This is a genomic window from uncultured Polaribacter sp. (genome assembly GCF_947501385.1).
In the GTDB taxonomy this organism is placed as follows: domain Bacteria; phylum Bacteroidota; class Bacteroidia; order Flavobacteriales; family Flavobacteriaceae; genus Polaribacter.
This window is the reverse complement of the sequence record NZ_CANMVP010000013.1, coordinates 106,268-125,109: the sequence shown is the minus strand read 5'-3', so window position 1 is coordinate 125,109 and position 18,842 is coordinate 106,268. Positions and strand designations below refer to the sequence as shown.

The window sequence follows — 18,842 nt, the reverse complement described above, 5'->3', positions numbered from 1 at the left end:
AGTATTCAGTATTCAGTATTCAGTATTCAGTATTCAGTATTCAGTATTCAGTATTCAGTATTCAGTATTCAGTATTCGAAAATTAAAAAATCTAAGTTTACAAACCAAAATTATCTCGTATAAATTTCCTCTTTCCTCTTTTGTCTTTCCTCTTTCGTCTTTTGTCTATTGTCTATTGTCTAAAATCTTTTTTCTAAAAAAACTAATCATAAGATTGCCCTTCTTCTTCTGCTACTTTTTGCATTGCAGCGAATTCTTCTGGAGTTAAATCGCCGTAATAAAAATTAATAGGATTTAACGCTGTGTTATTTTTATGAACTTCATAATGCAAATGCGCAGAAACAGACCTTCCTGTGTTTCCAACATACCCAATTAAATCGCCACGTTTTACTCTTTGACCACGTTTTGCTTTAATCTTACTCATGTGTGCATAAATAGTCTTATAACCATACCCATGGTCTATATACACCACGTTTCCAAAAGTAGCACTTCTTTGAGCTCGAATTACTTTTCCGTTTCCTGAAGCGTAAATGGGGGTTCCAACAGGTGCTGTAAAATCCATACCCTTGTGAAATTTTCTAATTTTTAAGATGGGATGCATTCTCCATTTATAACCAGAAGCCATTCTTGTTAAATCTTCTAGTTTTACAGGTAAAATTGCAGGTATTGCTGCTAACATTTTCTCTTTTTCTTTTGCCAACACCACAATTTCATCTAAAGATTTCGACTGTACCACCAATTGTTTAGATAAAACATCTACATCCTTGGTCAGTTGTTTTATCATCTTAGAATTGTCATAACCATCTAAATGTCTATATCTATTTACACCACCAAAACCTGCTTTACGCTGCTCATCGGGTATGGGGTTTGCCTCAAAATAGGTTCTATAAATATTGTTATCTCTTTCTTGTAGCTGTGCTAATACAGTACTACTTTCTTCCATTCTTTTAACCAATAACTCGTAGTTTAATTTCAAGTTTTCATTCTCTCTATTTAAAGCTCTTTCACTAGGAGACATTATAAACTGACTAAAAACGATAAAGCCAATAAATGCAATTAGTAAAATACCTAAAGAACTAAAAATGGTTTTCTTATAATAATCGCTTTTTCTTACATTAATTTTTCTATAAGAAAGTGTATCTGCATCGTAATAATATTTTACTTTTGCCATAATTGTAAATGTACTATTTTTGTTTTCTTAAAATCGATTTTTGTATCAAATCTCATTTTTAATAACTCACGAATTTACAAAATGTTTTACAACTGCTTTTTTAAACGCAGTTTTTTAAAGATATATTAACAAAATTCAATCCCGAAAATTTCGGGAGAAACTTCATTTTTTTTATGAAATCTCAAGACATTCGCGCAACATTTTTAAACTTTTTTAAAGAAAAATCGCATTTAATTGTGCCTTCTGCGCCAATGGTAACCAAAGATGACCCAACTTTACTATTTGTGAATTCTGGAATGGCGCCTTTTAAAGAATATTTCCTAGGTAACGGAAAACCAAAGCATAACAGAATTACAGATTCACAAAAATGTTTGCGAGTTTCTGGGAAACATAACGATTTAGAAGAAGTTGGTTATGACACCTATCATCATACTTTATTTGAGATGTTAGGAAACTGGTCTTTTGGAGATCCTGCTCATCCGGCAGGCGGGTATTTTAAGAAAGAAGCAATTGCTTGGGCTTGGGAACTATTAACCGAAGTCTACAAAATAGACAAAGACATTTTATATGTTACTGTTTTTGAAGGTTCTGATGATGCAGACAAACTGTCTATGGATACGGAAGCTTATGATATATGGAAACAGTTTATTGCCGAAGACCGTATTTTAAAAGGAAATAAAAAAGATAATTTTTGGGAAATGGGCGAACAAGGACCGTGTGGACCCTGTTCTGAAATTCATGTAGACATTCGTTCTGCGGAAGAAAAAGCGAAAGTAGACGGACGAACTTTAATCAATGAAGATCATCCGCATGTTGTAGAAATCTGGAATTTGGTTTTTATGCAATTCAATAGAAAAGCAAACGGAACTTTAGTAGATTTACCAAACAAACACATTGATACAGGAATGGGTTTTGAGCGTTTGTGTATGGTTTTACAAAACGTACAATCTAATTACGATACAGATGTTTTTAAACCCATTATTAGTGAAATTGATACCATAACCAACACAAAATACGGTCAAGATTTAAAACAAGATATTGCTACACGTGTCATTTCAGACCATGTGAGAGCGGTTGCTTTTTCTATTGCAGATGGGCAGTTGCCAAGCAATACAGGTGCTGGCTATGTAATTCGTAGAATTTTAAGAAGGGCCGTTCGTTACGGGTTTACCTTTTTAGATAAAAAAGAACCTTTCATTTATAGATTGGTTGCCATTTTAAGCGAAAAAATGGGCGATGCTTTCCCAGAATTAAAAACACAAAAACAATTGATTGAAAATGTAATTAAAGAAGAAGAAACTTCTTTTTTAAGAACAATTTCAACAGGAATATTAAATTTAGAAGCTCAAATTGATTGGATAAATGCTGCTAATGGTGCATCAGAAACAAAAATCGAGAAAATAATATCTGGAAAAAACGCTTTTGAATTATATGATACTTATGGATTTCCTATAGATTTAACTCAACTCATTGCAAAAGAACAAGGTTTTACTGTAGATGTTGTAGGATTTAATTCCGAGATGCAGAAACAAAAAAAGAGATCTAGAGCAGCAAGTGAAACTTCCACAGAAGATTGGACAATTTTAGCTGAAGATGCCGTAGAAGAATTTATAGGCTATGATGCCTTAGCAGCAAATGTAAAAATTACTAGATACAGAAAAGTTACGTCTAAAAAAGATGGAGAAATGTATCAATTGGTATTCAATTTGACACCTTTTTATCCTGAAGGAGGTGGTCAAGTGGGTGACAAAGGCTATTTAGAAGATGTTCATGGAGATGTTGTGTATATTTTAGATACTAAAAAAGAAAACAATGTAATTATTCATTTTGCAAAGAATCTTCCGAAGCATTTAAACGAATCTTTTAAGGCCGTTGTAGACGAAAAGCAACGTTTTAGAACAGAGTGTAATCATACAGCAACACATTTATTGCATCAAGCTTTAAGAGCAATTTTAGGAACACATGTAGAACAAAAAGGTTCTGCGGTACATTCTAAATATTTACGTTTCGATTTTTCTCACTTTTCAAAATTAACTTCAGATGAATTACAAGACGTAGAAAATTTTGTAAATGCGAGAATTGCTGGCAAACTTCCTTTAGTAGAAAAAAGAAACATCCCCATGCAAGAAGCACTCAATGATGGCGCATTGGCCTTGTTTGGCGAAAAATACGGGGATACCGTTAGAGCCATAAAATTCGGAGAATCTGTAGAATTATGTGGAGGAACACATGTAAAAAACACAGGTGATATTTGGCATTTTAAAATAAAATCTGAAGGTGCAGTTGCTGCTGGAATTAGAAGAATTGAAGCAATTACAAATGATGCCGTAAAAGATTTTTATACTGAAAATAATAAGACTTTATTCGAAATTAAAGGTTTATTAAACAATGCAAAAGAACCTATAAAAGCGGTGTTGAAGTTACAAGACGAAAATGCTACTTTGCAAAAGCAAGTAGAGCAACTTTTAAAAGACAAAGCGCAAAATTTATCTGGCGAACTTAAAAACCAACTCCGAGAAATAAATGGCGTACAATTTTTAGCAACCAAAGTAGATTTAGATCCAAACGGAATTAAAAATTTAGCATTTGCCTTAGGAAAAGATGCTAAAAATTTATTTTTAGTATTTGCTACTGCTCCTGCAAAAGACAAAGCAATGTTAACCTGTTATATTTCTAAAGAATTGGCTAATGAACGTGGTTATGATGCGGGAAAAGTAGTTAGAGAGTTAGGCAAATTGATTCACGGTGGTGGTGGCGGCCAAAATTTCTTTGCAACGGCTGGTGGTAAAAATCCTGGCGGAATTCCGAAAGCTTTGGAAAGAGCAGAGGAATATTTGGTTTAAAGCATATTGATTTATCATACATTTAAGGTTTAAAGTATTTACTTTGAACCTTTTTTTTTTATATTTAACAAATGAATCTCCAAACTCAAATCCCATTTAAAAAACAATCTGAGCATCTCATAAACTATCAATCTAAGATATTTTTACTCGGTTCTTGTTTTTCTGAAAATATTGGAAACAAACTTAGTTATTACCAATTTCAATCTACTCAAAATCCGTTTGGAATTCTTTTTCACCCGAAAGCCATTGAAACATTCATTACAAATGCAATCAACAAAAAAATATATTCTGAAGAAGATTTGTTTTTTCAAAATGAACGTTGGCATTGTTTTGAGGCACATTCTAGTTTAAGTTCTAGCAATGAAGACCAACTTCTTACCAATTTAAATGCTACAATTTCTTCAGCAAAAAAACAAGTAGAAGAAGCAACTCACATCATAATTACTTTGGGAACTTCTTGGGTTTATAGATTTATAAAAACGGATACTATTGTTGCAAATTGTCATAAAATTCCACAGAAAAAATTTGTAAAAAAACTCTTAACTATTGATGAAATATCAGAAAGTTTAGATGCGATTATAAAAATACTTATCAATAAAAATCCCACTTTAAAAATAATTTTTACCGTTTCTCCTGTGCGTCATCTAAAAGACGGGTTTGTAGAAAACCAAAGAAGCAAATCGCATTTAATTGCTGGAATTCATGCACTTCTCGACTCCGTTCAAAGCCACATTCACTACTTCCCTTCTTATGAACTTATGATGGATGAATTGCGCGATTATCGTTTTTATGCAGAAGACATGATACATCCAAGCCAAACAGCGATCAATTATATTTGGGATAAATTTGTAGCCACTTGGTTTTCCGAAAAATCACAAAGCACAATGCAAGAAGTACAGACGATTCAAAAAGGTATTGCTCACAAACCTTTTCATATAAATTCTAATCAACATGAACAGTTTTTAAAAAAGTTAGCCGCTAAAAAAGATAAAATTATACATGCATTTCCTTTTATGAAATTTTAAAGTAGCTATCATTTGACGATTTTTTGCTTTCTTTATTTTTTAAGAAATTTAGGTATCATAGAATTTTGTAAAGAAATTCATTATTGCTTCTTGTAGAGTTAAAAAAAGGTAATTATGATACGTTTTGAAATGATAAAATGAATACAATTATAAAATCAGAGAAAAGAATTCTTACTTCACAAAGAATATATTTTGTACCTTTAAAATTGATAATTCTCAGTTAAAAAATGATTAAAAAAATTCTTATAGGTATCATTGCAGGTATTTTTGTAGGGCTATTTGTGACAGCAATTATACTCCCAAAAACAAGTAATTTAGTAGAGTTATTTTTAACAAAAATAACGGCTACTTCAATAATAACGGGAGCTTTATGTGGTGCTTACTCAAAATTATCAAATTCTAAACTTCAAGTATTTTTTGTATCTATATGTATAGGAATGGTTATTTTCTATATAAAATATCTAATTACGGGTCACGATTTTGATGTGCTCACAATGGGTGCCTTTGTAGGCGCCATGTTAGGAGGTTTATTTGCGATTATTAAAAAAGCTGTACATTCTTACAAAGTGTTTATAAAACTTCGTAAAAGAAGAAGAAAGGGTTTTGGCAATTATAATTAATCTAAATGTTTTGCCACATTTTGCCAAGGACCACCATTGATTACATTCACACCGTTTTGTGTTAAAAACTGAGCTGCCTGACCACTTCTACCGCCACTTCTGCATACGGCAATTACAGGTTTGTTCCAAGCTTTAATTTGTTCGATTTCTAAAGGAATTAGATTTAAAACAATATGTTTCGAATTCTCAATATGTCCTTCATCCCATTCCGATTGGGTTCTAACATCTAAAATTACAGCATCGTTTTCTAAATATTCTTTTATTTCTGCACTCATATTTTTTCTTTTAAACATGTCAAATAATCCCATAATTTTAAATTTTAATTGCTGAATTATTGACTTTTAATAAATTTAATCCGTTTTGTATTAACTTTTTGTACGCCTCATTTTTTTGTAAAACTAACAAATAAGTTTTAATTTTCTCTTTAATTGAAAAATTAGACTGCAAAGCTAGTTCATAAAGTTCTAAAGTCAATAACCAATCTGTAGAAAACTCTTTTTTTAGTCGATTGAAAATATATGTAACTTCTTCTTCAGAAGCTGCGTTGGCTTCTCTCATTTGCTTTACTTTTTCGTATAAAGAATACAATGCTCTTTCTTTGTCTGAATAGTTTATTTTATGTGTTTTGGTTTTAGAAACTTCACTGCGATCTAAAAAAGAATTCATATCTGCAGCACCTGCGTATGCAGAAACAACTTCTTTACCCACTGCCATGTCGTAAACGCCCCATTCTGGTTTAAAAAGAATGATCTCATTAAAGGTCACGGTACAATTATCGAAAGAAATTAGTAATATTTTACCACGTAAATCTCGAGTTCCTGTAATTACATTTCCTTCAACCTTTAATCCGCCTTCAAATTGTAGGGTTGTTCTTTTCCCTTCGTAAATTTGATATGCTTCCAAATCTCTTGGACTCATATTTTCTATGGCAATATTTATTCCTTTTAATTTACCAATAGGGCTTCCAAAACCATTTTTATGAACTTCTCTTCCATGACCAATCAATTCCTTATCTCTGTTAGAAAGCGCCGTTTCTCCAACGGTTTGAAAGTAGATTAATTTATTATTTTCATCTGCAATTGCATTGTTAAAGATTCCAGAAATTTGAATGCCCGTGCTTAATTCTATTGTTCCTAGGCTTTTAGAAGCCACTAATTTTTTAACTCCCTTTAAGCCGCCTTTTCGTATGGCCATTTTATTTGCAAATTGCTCTAAGACTAAACTTAAATGTGCAAAATCTGGAGTAACAAATAACTGTGGTTGTGGTTTGGTAATGTCGAAATTAATGTCTGCTGCTTCAATAGCATACGGTACTTTTTTAATTTTATCTTGCATACACCAAGCACTTTCTCCAATAGAAGAAAGCAAGCCTGCTCCGTATATTTTAGGGTTTTCTAAGGTGCCTATCAAGCCATATTCAACCGTCCACCAATGTAGATTTCTTATTTTTGCCATTTCAGACAATTCACCCATATTGTCTTGTAAGTATTCTACTTTTTCTTGGGCTTCATTAATATCTTTTGCTGTTGAGTTCGGGTTTTCTTTTAAGATAGATAAAAGTCGAATGGCCTCATACATTTCGAAATCTTTCGCAGAAGAAATTGCTTTGCTACCAATTTCTCCAAAACGTCTTAAATATTCTGCATATTCTGGATTTGCAATGATGGGTGCATGGCCAGCGGCTTCATGAATAATATCTGGCGCAGGTGTATATTCTATATGATTAATAGTTCTCATGTCTGATGCAATCACCAAAACATTGTATGCTTGAAATTCCATAAAAGCATTTGGCGGAATAAAGCCGTCTACAGAGACAGCAGCCCAACCAATGTCTTTTAAAATTCTGTTCATCCCATCCATATAAGGAATTCTTTCAATTGAAATTCCTGTTTTGGCAAGCCCTTTTATATACGATTCGTGCGCAACTTTACTTAAATAATCTACATTCATTCTCATAACGTAGCGCCAAACTGCTTGGTTTTGTGCAGTATATTCTGCATATGGCTGTTTTACAACAAATTTATGTAAGTGTTTTGGTAGTTTTTTTGTGACATCGTTCAATTCAAAATGCATATCTGTATAAATATTGAAGTATTCTTACAAAACTAATGATTTTAATAATAATTTCACATTTTATAGAGATGAAATTTCATTATTATATTTACTCGTTCGTATTAAAATTATTCTAAATATTAAGAGGTTTTAATGTCCAAATCTTTATAATTTAATTGACCTCTAATTTAAAAGATTTAACAAAATTCAAATAAAATATAAATTTATGCAATAACCCCAAAAAACAATTACTTTATCCAAAGAATAAAAAAATCCTTTTTTATCTAAATGAATAATTAAAAGAAAGCTCAATAAATATATCTTAAGATAATTATCCTTAAGTTTGATTATTTTATATACAAATTATATTAGCAAACTAAAAACAGCTTATTAGTGCTATATTTTTGTAAAATTAGATAACCCCCTTGAAAACGAATGAATTCGCATAATTTTAACGTATATAATATTATAATTATTATTGGAATTGTACATGGAATAATTTTTAGCTTACTATTATTTTTTAATGCTAAACTAAAATCTAGAACAAATAATTATTTAGCTCTTACTATCCTCTCATTATGTTTTAGTAATCTTCAATACTGGCTTTTAGATGTTGGCTTGTCACCTAAATATGAAAATCATAAGATAATATTTATTCCATTTGAATTTTTAATGCTTCCAATGTTTTTGTTATTTGTAAAAAATTATCTGGATAATAAATTAAAAAAATCACATGTACATATATTGTTTTTACCTTTTTTTATAACTACGCTATATCTAATTCTAAATGATTTTATTAAAATTGACGCTATAACTTTTAAGTTTTTTAATCTTATCATAGAATATAGCTCTATTACATTTTCATTAGTGATAATAATACTAATTTTTAAAACCATTTTAGACTATGAAAAGAAAATTAAAAAAGACTCATTTGACAAAATTCCAAAAACAGTTTCTTGGCTTAAAAGAATTTTAATAATTGGATTTTCTCTTTGTATACTGTGGGCACTTTCTCTTACTCTTTTTGGCCCTTATTTCCCTAGTGGATATTCTAAATACTATCCTTTATGGATTGGTATTTCGGTGCTTATATACTGGATTGCATATACATCTATTTTTCAAAACAGTATTTATGAAGACCGTGGTGAAATACGGGGTAAAAATACTTATACCCGTAAAAATATAAGAACTCAAATTAAACAATTAGAAATTGATAAACCGACAGGGAAAATTAACACAAATAAATTTATAGAAATTAACAATCTTATTCTGAAAAATAAACTATTTCTCAATCCAAAATTAAGTCTTAAAATTATTTCAAGATATACTAACTTTAGTGAAGGATATTTATCTCAAATAATAAATACCAACACACATAAAAATTTCAATGAATATATTAATCATTTGCGAGTTGAAAATGCCAAAAAACTATTATTAGATGAAGATTATTCAAAATACACAATAACTGCCATTGGTTTAGAATCTGGTTTTCATACAAAAACAAGTTTTTATAGTGCGTTCAAAAAAAATACAGGTCAAACCCCAAATGCTTATAAGAAATTAGTACAAAATCTTTAAATAGTTAAATATTATGAACTGTTGAATATTTAAATCTTTTTATTATTGTGCATATAAATCTAAAATAAATCCTAATGAGAAAAGTATTTGTAAAACAAATTATATGCTTATTGTTATTATTAGTTACAATATTTAGTTGTCAAAATGATGACATTACAGAAGAGAACATTAATATATCAACTAATAACAGAGTAATAGCTAAAAGAGTAAATTTTAATGACATTAAACAGAATGAAAAGCTAAAAAAATCTTTAGCAAAAATTGAAAAACGATTAAACTATTTTAAAAAAACGAAAGTGTTTTCTAAAATAGAATCTAATAATAATTCTTTTTCAATACTAACTGATGAAATTATTCAAATAAAAACAGATGACACAGAGGCATATACGTTCAGAATTGAAACACCAACATATTCTGACTCTGCCTTTGAAAATTTTGTAATAGAAAAATATAATGATAATGATTATATGTTTTTTATTTATCGTTATAAGAAACTAAAAACTAAAGAAAACGCTGTAATTACTTATTCAATGTCAAAAGAACTAGTAAATTCAAATCAAATAAATTTAGGAGATTTTGATGCCATCTTAGTTTCAAAATATGCTTATGATGAAAGTTCTGGTTGTCTTTTTGAAATTACTTTTAACGAAGGTTGTTCTTGTGAATACGCAGAGGTTATCTACTGTCAAGGTGGAGGCAGCGGTGGTTCGGGAGGGTCAGGAACTGGAGATAATGGTAGTATTGGGGATGGAGATTCTGAAGATGACCTATATGATAGTGATTTTGACGGACAATCTGGTGGAAGTGGAGGTTCGAACACTAATTCAAATAATACTTCAACAGTAGGTGTCTTACCAAATCCAGTAGACAGTCAAATTGATGTCTTTTTTGAGCAACTAACAAATGAACAGAAAGATTGTTTGAACGCAAATTCCTCTTTATCACACGAGGTTAGAAGATTTTTAGGAAAAAACATAGAGAATAGGGTCATAGAAGACACAACACAACTTTTTAATCCTTTTAATATTGCTAAAGATATTATTGATATAATTTGTAATTCGTCTGACCCAAATTTAACTTTTAATGATATTACAACACTTGTAATTGAATCTTTCGATACGCCAAAAATAAATGACATAGTAAAAGAGTTAAAATGTTTTGACTTGTCAGCCCCCGCTAAAATGACTATTTATAGCCAGCAATCTATTGCTGGTTCAAGAAAAGTAACTGCTAATATAGGACACACTTTTATTGGGCTTGAACAAAACGGAATCATCAGAAGTATTGGTTTTTATCCAGATTCTCCTGGAGCAAGTCTACTCAAACCTCAAAGCAGTGAATTACACGATAACTCAAATTCGCCTTATGATGTTAGTATTACTATTGATATAAGAGCAACTCAATTTCGAGAAACTGTAAATTACATAACTAACTATTCTTCAACTTATGACTTAAACAATTATAATTGTACTGATTTTGGTATTGGAATTGCATTAATAGGAGGATTAACTTTACCTAAAACTATTGGTAAATATGGAATACTGTTTAAAGGCAGAAACCCTGGAGATTTAGGTGAAGATATGAGAGAAATAATATTACCTGCAAGCGCAAATAGAAATTTAAATGGAGGAACTGCACCAGCAAGATTTGGGAGTTGTCCTTAAATATAATTTTAAAAAAATATTCCTATACCTTTTTATTTTGAAAATTGAAAACGTTACTAATAATTTGAGTATTTTAAGATTTAAATAAAAACAAATATATTATGAAACAGTATTTACTTTTCACATTATTGACCATATCACTAATCTCTTGCAAAAGAACAAGTGTAAATAAAACCATTGAAGGCACTATTTATATTAAGTTAATAGATCTGAATAACGTGGTTTATGGAATGTCTAATGATGAAATTGAAAAAATTAAAAAAGAGATTTTTAATCAAAAAAAGAATGATTTTTCTAAATCAGAAAAATCATTTATGGAATATCATAAAATTTTATTTAAAAGTGATCTAATTAATAAACCACACTTTAAATTGAAAACTAAAAAAGGTAAAATAATCAATGTCTATACTAATGAAAATGAATATACAAAACTTGCCAAACATCTTAGAAAATTAAATAGAGAGGAAGAAAAAGTAATTGTAAAGTTTGAAGGAGTTAAAATTTCTGACGGCATTTTTGACCCAGATGGTATTTTTGACCAGGCTATATTTAAAGCTACAAAAATTATTTCAGTTGAAAAAACAGTTGGAAAAACAGAATGGCATAAATAAATTAAAGGCATATTTGTCTAATAAATAAAGTGGTTGAATTGTTTTTTGATTAAACCTAATTCAACCACCTATTAAAAAAATTTATGAAGAAATTAATACTTATTACAATATTCATACTCATTTTTAAAATAGGTTTTTCACAAAAACAATTTCCTTATAATGTGAAATTAAAAGACATATTAAAGTCTAAAGTTTCATCTAAACAATTAATTAATTATGGAAATCCATTAATAGTTGAGTTTTTTGGCACTAGTTGCAAACCTTGTATTAATCTTTTAAATTCTTTTAAAGAAATTTACCCTGAATGGCAAAAGGAGTATAGAGTAAAAATTGTTGTAATAGTTATTGAAAAAAATTATAAGAGAAAGAAATTAATGAGAATGATTAAAAAACATAATTGGCCTTTTGAATTTTATTTTGATTCAAATAAAAGATTATTTAATCGTTTAACAGAAGCAAATGTAATACCACAAACTATAATTTTTGACAGAAATTATAACATCACAGGTAAATTTAAAGGTGTCAAATCTAATTACGGATACAAAATAATTAATGGTAAAATTAGTAATGAAAAAATTAAGCTAAATAATACAGGAAACTTTAATCATTTAGAATGTGATTTATCAGCGTATGAAAACATTCTTAAACGAATGATTACATCTAAAACAAAATAGACTACCTCAAAGACAGTCTATTTTCACTACATTAATAAATATATAAACCTTTTAAAGGGCTTCTTTAAGAACTTTTATAGCATCTACAGCTTTCGATCTTTTTGCAATGTCTAAAGCAGACATATTTCCTTTGGTAGATTTTGTTTTTAATTTTGCACCGTGCTTGATCAACAATTTGGCAATTTTAGCTTTGTTATGCCTTGCTGCAAACATTAAAGGAGTTAATCCGTTAGATTTTTTGTTTATATCTTCGCCCGATTCAATGAGTGCTTTTACAGCATCGTAATTGCCCATTTGTATCAATTTACAAAAAGGACTTACCTGATATGCCGTCGAAATTTCAAGCATTTTTGTGTTTTGATAGAAATAATTAGAAGATGCGTTGGTTGTTGCTGAAAAAGCAAGTAAGCAAAATAACATTGGTAAAATTAATTTTTTCATGATAAATAGTTTTAAGAATTAGGATTGTTTGTTTGTTCTATCTAATAGACAGCAAAAAGAAAGTTATGTTTCATCTAAAATGGCTATTTAACAAGCGTTTAACTTTATAAGTATTTTTCTCTAAAAAATTAACACTAATTATGTTAATCCTAAAAAATCTTCTTTTAAGTTTATTTTATGACAATTTTATTACGCTATCGGTTTCGTAAAATCTTCAACAAATGACAAAAAACTTTCTTATTTTTACGAATCAATTTTAGAAAATGAACAAGAAAGTTATCTTAATGATTTTAGATGGTTGGGGAATCACTCAAGACCCAAAAGTATCTGCCATTTACAACGCAAAAACACCTTTTATCAACGGCTTGTATGACAAATACCCAAATGCAGCCTTAAGAACAGATGGTTTGCATGTGGGTTTACCCGAAGGGCAAATGGGAAATTCTGAAGTTGGACATATGAATCTAGGTGCTGGTAGAATTGTATATCAGAATTTAGCCCGCATAAACAAAGCGGTAGATGAAAAAACGTTGGGCAAAGAAAAGGTATTGCTAGATACTTTAAAATATGCCAAAGAAAATAACAAAGACATTCATTTATTAGGTTTGGTTTCAGATGGCGGTATTCATGCACACATTCATCATTTAAAAGGAATTTTAGATGTTGCGAAAGAAAATAATGTAGCAAATGTGTATTTGCATGCATTTACAGATGGTAGAGATTGTGACCCAAAATCTGGCGCGTACTTTATCAATGATATGCAAGAATATATGAAAGAAAGTACCGGAGAATTAGCTTCTGTAACGGGGCGTTATTATGCAATGGACAGAGACAATAGATGGGAACGTGTAAAAAAAGCGTACGATGGTGTGGTGAATGCGATTGGTGTAAAAACTACAGATGCAATTGCTACCATTAATACAAATTATAAAGAAGGCCTAACAGACGAATTTCATCAACCAATTATTGTAACTAACAAAGACGGTTCACCAAAAGCACAAATAAAAGAAGGGGATGTTGTTTTATTTTTCAACTACAGAACAGATAGAGGAAGAGAGTTAACCAATGCGTTATCTCAAAACGATTTTCCAGAATTTGGAATGAAAAAATTAAACGTATACTTTACCACTATCACTTTATATGATGAAAGTTTTAAAGGAATTCATGTTATTTATAATACCGATAATATTCAGAATACTTTGGGTGAAGTGTTATCTAAAGCAGACAAAAAACAAATTAGAATTGCAGAGACTGAAAAATATCCACATGTTACTTTTTTCTTTTCTGGCGGACAAGAAGCGCCTTTTAAAGGAGAATCTCGCATCTTAAAAAACTCACCAAAAGTGGCAACCTACGACCTAAAACCAGAAATGAGTGCTTATGAATTAACAGCTGCTTTGTGTAAGGATTTAGAAAAAGGAGAAGCTGATTTTGTATGTTTAAATTTTGCAAACGGAGATATGGTTGGTCATACAGGCATTATGGAAGCTGCCATAAAAGCTTGTGAAGCTGTAGACAATTGTGCAAAAGAAGTGGTTGAAACGGGCTTAAAAAATGGCTATACGATTCTATTAATTGCAGATCATGGAAATTGCGAAACCATGATGAATCCAGATGGTTCTCCACATACATCGCATACTACAAACCCAGTTCCTTTCATTTTAATTGATGATGAAATAAAATCAGTAAAAAGTGGTATCTTGGGCGATATTGCTCCAACAATTTTACAACTAATGGGAGTTGATCAACCAAAAGAAATGACACAACATTCTTTACTATAAATAAAAAATTAGAAAAATGAAATACTTGTTTTTATTCTTATTTACCATTGCCTTAACATCTTGTAAAGCACAACAAGAAATTACCGCTGAAAAAAACGACAGTGGAGATTTGGTAGGATTTGCAAATAAAGAATCATTCAATCAGGCACCATACAGCACATGGTTTACTCAAAAATTTGAGCGCTACAAACCAGATGCAACTACTATTTCTTCGCTTAGAGAAGCATTAGATGGTGTTATCATTAAAGGCTTTATGGGAACTTGGTGTGGAGACAGTAAAAGAGAAACTCCGCATTTTTATAAAATTTTAGAATTGGCAGACTTCAATTTTAAAAATTTAGATTTGGTTACGGTAAATCGTTCTAAAAGAACACCAGATAATTTACAAGAAGGTTTAGATATTCAAAAAGTACCCACCTTTATTTTTTATAGAGATGGTAAAGAAATTGGACGTTATGTAGAATATGCAAGAGAATCATTAGAAAAAGACATGTTAAAAATTGTTTCTGGTGAACCTTACAAACACTCCTACGACAGAAGTAAATAAATGATTCAAAACAACTTAATTATTGCTGTAGATTTTGATGGCACTATTGTAGAAGATGCGTTTCCAAAAATTGGAAATGCCCAACTATTTGCCTTTGAAACCTTAAAAAAATTGCAGTCCGAAGGGTATCGATTAATTCTTTGGACCTACAGAAGTGGTGCTAAGTTAGAACAGGCTGTAAGGTATTGTAAAGAAAATGGCATCGAATTTTATGCCGTAAATAAAAGTTTTCCAGAAGAAGATTTTGATGAGAAATACAGTAGAAAAATTAATGCAGATATTTTTATTGATGATAGAAATATTGGTGGTTTTATAGGTTGGACAGAAATCTACAGACAGATTTTTAACTACGACCCAGAACCTAAAAAGAAAAAAGGATTTTTCTCTTTTTTCAAATAAGTATTTTCAAACACTATTTCCTTAATTTATACTAACTTTGCGGTTCAATTTTTTTAACATGATTAAAATTAAAACCAAAGAAGAAATAGAAATTATGCGCGAAAGTGCTTTGGTAGTTTCTAAAACATTAGGCATGCTTGCACAAGAAGTAAAACCTGGTGTAAGCACTTTATATTTAGATAAATTAGCAGAAGATTTTATTAGAGCAGAAGGCGCAATTCCTGGTTTTTTAGGTTTGTATGATTTTCCGAACTCGCTTTGTATGAGTCCGAATGCTCAAGTAGTTCATGGTATTCCTAATAAAGAACCTTTACAAGAAGGAGATATTATTTCTATAGATTGTGGCGCTAAGAAAAATGGTTTTTATGGAGACCATGCCTATACTTTTGCTGTGGGTGAGATTGATGTAGAAACCAAAAAATTATTAGATGTTACCAGAGAAAGTTTATACGTTGGTATTCGTGAATTTAAAGCTGGAAACAGAGTTGGCGATGTTGGTTTTGCAATTCAGAAATTCTCTGAAGATCATGGTTATGGAGTGGTTAGAGAATTGGTTGGCCATGGTTTAGGAAGAGAAATGCACGAGGATCCAGAAATGCCAAATTATGGTAAAAGAGGAAAAGGAAAGAAATTTGTTGAAGGAATGGTAGTTGCTATAGAACCTATGACAAACTTAGGAACTCATAAAATCAAACAACATGCAGATGGGTGGACCATTACAACTTTAGACAATAAACCCTCTGCACATTTTGAGCATGATGTGGCAATTTTAAACGGCAAACCAGAACTACTTTCTACCTTTAGGTATATTCATGATGCTTTGGGGATTTTTACAGATGAGGAGGATGAATTTCGTCAGTAGATTATTACGCTGAGATACACAGAGTTTTTTCGCTGAGATTCACAGAGAGGTTTCATATCATTTAACATTTTACTTATGAAAGATAATGAGATAACTGAAAAAATAATTGGAGCTGCAATAGAGGTGCATAAAGCTCTAGGTTCAGGTTTATTAGAATCTGCTTATCAAGAATGTTTATATTTTGAGTTAAAACTTTTAGGTTTAAATGTTGAAAAAGAAATCTCACTTCCTATTATTTATAAGGATATAAAATTAAATCACGGTTATAGAATAGATTTATTAGTAGAAAATAAAATAGTTTTAGAACTGAAAACTGTAGAATCTTTTACAGATGTTCATTCTGCACAAATACTAACCTATATGAAACTTGGAAATTATCCCTTAGGTTTATTACTTAACTTTCATACAAAACTATTAAAAAACGGAATAAAACGTTTTATAAATACTTTTTAAGTCTCTGTGTAACTCTGCGAAAAAACTCTGTGAATCTCTGTGCAATAGCTATGAAAATATTTAAAACAATCCTAAATACCATTCCAAGACCTTTGTTAATCAAAGCAAGCTATTGGGTACGACCCGTAATTTCTTGGTACCTAAAAGGAGATACATATACAGATCCTATAGATGGGAAGTCCTTTCGTAAGTTGCTACCTTATGGCTATGGAAAGCAAAGAGAAAATGCATTGTCACCATCTACTTTATCTTTAGAAAGACATCGATTGATGTGGCTGTTTTTAAGAGACGAAACTTCTTTTTTTACTTCCAAAGAAAAATTAAAAGTATTACATATTGCTCCTGAACAATGTTTTTTAGATCTTTTTAGAAGCCAAAAAAATCTCGATTATATGACATCAGATTTAGAATCTCCTATTGCAGATGTAAAAGCAGACATTTGTGATTTACCTTTTAAAAACAACGAATTTGATGTTGTTTTCTGTAATCATGTTTTAGAACATATTCCTGACGATACCAAAGCGATGCAAGAATTATACAGAGTTTTAAAACCTGGCGGATTTGGCATCTTTCAAATTCCACAAGACTTGTCAAAAGAAAAAACTTTTGAGGACAATTCTATAACCAACAGAAAAAAAAGAGCAGAAATATTTGGGCAATATGATCATGTAAGAGTGTATGGTAAAGATTATTTTGATAAACTACGTGCTATTGGTTTTAAAGTTGATGAAGTAGATTACACAAAAAAAATTGCTCCAGAAAAACTAGAACGGTTTTGTTTGATGAAAGGTGAAATTCTTCCTGTATGTTACAAGTAATGTCTTTTATTCATTATTAAATTTTCTTAAAAAATCTGGCATTTTTTCTAAAGTTTCTTCACCATTTACAATGATACCATCTTGAAATATTTGGTAGACTCCGTCTTCTAATTTCACAACTTCAGAGTTCCCTTTATACGTTGCTAATTTATCCTTTGCACCAGAAACTTTCGTCCCATTTTGATTGATCCAAGAAATTTGAGTGCCTTTTATAGCCTGCGCTTTATTATCATAAAAAGCGCCAATATATTCATAATCTGAGTTTGTATATAAAACGGTACCATCTACAGAAAATAAAAACGCATGTACTTGATACTCTTTTTCAAAATATAACGGGTGTATTCCTCCTCCTAAATGTCCGCCGAAATCGTACCAGTTCTTATCTATTTTAAGCGCGCCTTCTTTGTCGTATTTTCTAATGATATCGTTCTTTTTTAGTTGTTTTAAAACTTCCTCTTTATTTGCAACTCTTACTATTTTAGCTTGATTTAAATCGTACACCATTGGCTCGTAAGCATTGTTCGGATACGTCACCAATCTACCATTGGCTCGTGGCAACATTACTTTCCCGTAATTTGTTGCCAGTGAATTGAAATCAGAAGGATTTGGTAATAAAGCACCTGTACCATTGTTGGTGTTGAAGCTGTAAATTTTTGTAGGTGCTGTATTTTTATTTTTCAATAAAATAAAACCTGCATAATTTATAGAAAATGAATATTCATCAGCTTTCACAATAATTTCTGCTCTATCATTAATAATACCAAACTTATCATCTTTGCTGTATAGCGCGTACTTATTTGCATTAAAGGGATAAATACTATCTGCCCGAACAGACAATTTTTGAGATTGTAACTTCCAAACTGTTTTAAGTGAATCTATTTTTCTTAATTCTTTCGCTTTTCGCTGCTTTTCTTCTTCTATTCTTTGCTCTTCTTGTAATTGAACTTCTAATGCTTCCGTTATGGTGACAAATAAATCTAATTGTTCTAAATACTCCTCAGACTTTTTATTTTTTGCGATTAAAAAATACTGTTTCGAGTATTTTTGTGCTTTTTTGTAATTGTCTAATTCAAAATAAATTCTAGAACCCAAACTAGCAATGCTTGGTTTGGTTACCGTATCCATGTATTTCATCGCTTTTTCAAAAAGCGCTAAAGCTCCTTTGTAATCTATACTTTCTTCAATTACAGTATTTGCTCTTTTGATATAAACATTTGCGATTTCTGCATTGTTTTGAGTATAGGAAGTACCAAAAAATGCGGCACAAAAAAGTGCTAAAAGTAATTTTCTCATGATCATGTAG

18 protein-coding genes are annotated in these 18,842 nt (G+C 30.5%); 13 read left to right on the top strand and 5 right to left on the bottom strand.

The genetic code is table 11. The features are described from left to right. Positions 1-202 precede the first annotated feature (202 nt). Positions 203-1,171 (bottom strand): M23 family metallopeptidase, encoded by a 969-nt coding sequence (locus tag Q0998_RS10285; protein WP_299669693.1) that lies wholly within the window; start codon positions 1,169-1,171, stop codon positions 203-205. 173 nt (positions 1,172-1,344) lie between these two features. Between Q0998_RS10285 and alaS the strand changes: the two genes are divergently transcribed. The 3 genes from alaS (at position 1,345) to Q0998_RS10270 (ending at position 5,659) form a co-directional block, all read left to right on the top strand. Continuing rightward, positions 1,345-4,014, top strand: coding sequence for an alanine--tRNA ligase (gene alaS / locus Q0998_RS10280; RefSeq protein ID WP_299669691.1), 2,670 nt, complete (start codon positions 1,345-1,347; stop codon positions 4,012-4,014). Between the two features lie 71 nt (positions 4,015-4,085). Then, positions 4,086-5,039 carry a GSCFA domain-containing protein gene (locus Q0998_RS10275; protein WP_299669689.1) on the top strand — a complete coding sequence of 318 codons (954 nt, stop codon included), beginning with the start codon at positions 4,086-4,088 and terminating at the stop codon, positions 5,037-5,039. Positions 5,040-5,266: 227 nt separating this feature from the next. Then, positions 5,267-5,659 (top strand): hypothetical protein, encoded by a 393-nt coding sequence (locus Q0998_RS10270; RefSeq protein ID WP_299669687.1) that lies wholly within the window; start codon positions 5,267-5,269, stop codon positions 5,657-5,659. Here Q0998_RS10270 and Q0998_RS10265 read toward each other — a convergent pair. Both Q0998_RS10265 and Q0998_RS10260 read right to left on the bottom strand, forming a co-directional pair. Further along, positions 5,656-5,967: a rhodanese-like domain-containing protein gene (locus Q0998_RS10265; RefSeq protein ID WP_299669685.1), complete on the bottom strand. Its 312-nt coding sequence runs from the start codon at positions 5,965-5,967 to the stop codon at positions 5,656-5,658. The two genes, Q0998_RS10270 and Q0998_RS10265, sit on opposite strands and share 4 nt — an antisense overlap. Positions 5,968-5,971: 4 nt before the next feature. Then, a complete protein-coding gene (locus tag Q0998_RS10260) occupies positions 5,972-7,732 on the bottom strand; it encodes an aromatic amino acid hydroxylase (protein ID WP_299669683.1) in 1,761 nt (586 codons plus the stop codon). A gap of 414 nt (positions 7,733-8,146) precedes the next feature. Between Q0998_RS10260 and Q0998_RS10255 the strand changes: the two genes are divergently transcribed. From Q0998_RS10255 to Q0998_RS10240, 4 genes are all read left to right on the top strand, one after another. Next, positions 8,147-9,289: an AraC family transcriptional regulator gene (locus tag Q0998_RS10255; RefSeq protein ID WP_299669681.1), complete on the top strand. Its 1,143-nt coding sequence runs from the start codon at positions 8,147-8,149 to the stop codon at positions 9,287-9,289. A gap of 74 nt (positions 9,290-9,363) precedes the next feature. After that, positions 9,364-10,953 (top strand): hypothetical protein, encoded by a 1,590-nt coding sequence (locus Q0998_RS10250; protein WP_299669679.1) that lies wholly within the window; start codon positions 9,364-9,366, stop codon positions 10,951-10,953. A 101-nt stretch (positions 10,954-11,054) separates the two neighbouring features. Then, on the top strand, positions 11,055-11,564 hold the full coding sequence (locus Q0998_RS10245; protein ID WP_299669677.1) for a hypothetical protein: 510 nt from the start codon (positions 11,055-11,057) through the stop codon (positions 11,562-11,564). An 83-nt stretch (positions 11,565-11,647) separates the two neighbouring features. Next, the gene (locus Q0998_RS10240; protein ID WP_299669675.1) at positions 11,648-12,238 is read left to right on the top strand and encodes a TlpA disulfide reductase family protein; all 591 of its coding nucleotides are present in this window, start codon (positions 11,648-11,650) and stop codon (positions 12,236-12,238) included. Positions 12,239-12,289: 51 nt separating this feature from the next. Here Q0998_RS10240 and Q0998_RS10235 read toward each other — a convergent pair whose 3' ends face one another. Beyond that, entirely contained in the window at positions 12,290-12,679 is a 390-nt protein-coding gene (locus Q0998_RS10235) for an ankyrin repeat domain-containing protein (protein WP_299669673.1), read from the bottom strand. Positions 12,680-12,942: 263 nt separating this feature from the next. Between Q0998_RS10235 and gpmI the strand changes: the two genes are divergently transcribed. The 6 genes from gpmI (at position 12,943) to Q0998_RS10205 (ending at position 17,539) form a co-directional block, all read left to right on the top strand. Beyond that, positions 12,943-14,460, top strand: a complete 1,518-nt coding sequence (gene gpmI, locus Q0998_RS10230; protein WP_299669671.1) for a 2,3-bisphosphoglycerate-independent phosphoglycerate mutase — start codon at positions 12,943-12,945, stop codon at positions 14,458-14,460. Between the two features lie 16 nt (positions 14,461-14,476). Next, a complete protein-coding gene (locus tag Q0998_RS10225) occupies positions 14,477-15,007 on the top strand; it encodes a thioredoxin family protein (protein WP_299669669.1) in 531 nt (176 codons plus the stop codon). Continuing rightward, positions 15,008-15,406 carry a BT0820 family HAD-type phosphatase gene (locus Q0998_RS10220; RefSeq protein WP_299669667.1) on the top strand — a complete coding sequence of 133 codons (399 nt, stop codon included), beginning with the start codon at positions 15,008-15,010 and terminating at the stop codon, positions 15,404-15,406. Positions 15,407-15,464: 58 nt separating this feature from the next. Further along, entirely contained in the window at positions 15,465-16,268 is an 804-nt protein-coding gene (gene map / locus Q0998_RS10215) for a type I methionyl aminopeptidase (protein WP_299669665.1), read from the top strand. Between the two features lie 75 nt (positions 16,269-16,343). After that, positions 16,344-16,721 (top strand): GxxExxY protein, encoded by a 378-nt coding sequence (locus Q0998_RS10210; RefSeq protein WP_299669662.1) that lies wholly within the window; start codon positions 16,344-16,346, stop codon positions 16,719-16,721. A gap of 50 nt (positions 16,722-16,771) precedes the next feature. Then, positions 16,772-17,539, top strand: a complete 768-nt coding sequence (locus Q0998_RS10205) for a class I SAM-dependent methyltransferase (protein WP_299669661.1) — start codon at positions 16,772-16,774, stop codon at positions 17,537-17,539. Positions 17,540-17,545: 6 nt separating this feature from the next. On the opposite strand, the gene Q0998_RS10200 is transcribed toward Q0998_RS10205, so the two are convergent. Further along, a complete protein-coding gene (locus Q0998_RS10200; RefSeq protein ID WP_299669659.1) occupies positions 17,546-18,832 on the bottom strand; it encodes a hypothetical protein in 1,287 nt (428 codons plus the stop codon). Positions 18,833-18,842: the final 10 nt, after the last annotated feature.

Coding starts and splice junctions, on each gene's coding strand:
- Q0998_RS10285 (WP_299669693.1), bottom strand. CDS start 1,171: ATGGCAAAAGTAAAATATTATTACGATGCAGATACACTTTCTTATAGA.
- alaS (WP_299669691.1), top strand. CDS start 1,345: ATGAAATCTCAAGACATTCGCGCAACATTTTTAAACTTTTTTAAAGAA.
- Q0998_RS10275 (WP_299669689.1), top strand. CDS start 4,086: ATGAATCTCCAAACTCAAATCCCATTTAAAAAACAATCTGAGCATCTC.
- Q0998_RS10270 (WP_299669687.1), top strand. CDS start 5,267: ATGATTAAAAAAATTCTTATAGGTATCATTGCAGGTATTTTTGTAGGG.
- Q0998_RS10265 (WP_299669685.1), bottom strand. CDS start 5,967: ATGGGATTATTTGACATGTTTAAAAGAAAAAATATGAGTGCAGAAATA.
- Q0998_RS10260 (WP_299669683.1), bottom strand. CDS start 7,732: ATGCATTTTGAATTGAACGATGTCACAAAAAAACTACCAAAACACTTA.
- Q0998_RS10255 (WP_299669681.1), top strand. CDS start 8,147: ATGAATTCGCATAATTTTAACGTATATAATATTATAATTATTATTGGA.
- Q0998_RS10250 (WP_299669679.1), top strand. CDS start 9,364: ATGAGAAAAGTATTTGTAAAACAAATTATATGCTTATTGTTATTATTA.
- Q0998_RS10245 (WP_299669677.1), top strand. CDS start 11,055: ATGAAACAGTATTTACTTTTCACATTATTGACCATATCACTAATCTCT.
- Q0998_RS10240 (WP_299669675.1), top strand. CDS start 11,648: ATGAAGAAATTAATACTTATTACAATATTCATACTCATTTTTAAAATA.
- Q0998_RS10235 (WP_299669673.1), bottom strand. CDS start 12,679: ATGAAAAAATTAATTTTACCAATGTTATTTTGCTTACTTGCTTTTTCA.
- gpmI (WP_299669671.1), top strand. CDS start 12,943: ATGAACAAGAAAGTTATCTTAATGATTTTAGATGGTTGGGGAATCACT.
- Q0998_RS10225 (WP_299669669.1), top strand. CDS start 14,477: ATGAAATACTTGTTTTTATTCTTATTTACCATTGCCTTAACATCTTGT.
- Q0998_RS10220 (WP_299669667.1), top strand. CDS start 15,008: ATGATTCAAAACAACTTAATTATTGCTGTAGATTTTGATGGCACTATT.
- map (WP_299669665.1), top strand. CDS start 15,465: ATGATTAAAATTAAAACCAAAGAAGAAATAGAAATTATGCGCGAAAGT.
- Q0998_RS10210 (WP_299669662.1), top strand. CDS start 16,344: ATGAAAGATAATGAGATAACTGAAAAAATAATTGGAGCTGCAATAGAG.
- Q0998_RS10205 (WP_299669661.1), top strand. CDS start 16,772: ATGAAAATATTTAAAACAATCCTAAATACCATTCCAAGACCTTTGTTA.
- Q0998_RS10200 (WP_299669659.1), bottom strand. CDS start 18,832: ATGAGAAAATTACTTTTAGCACTTTTTTGTGCCGCATTTTTTGGTACT.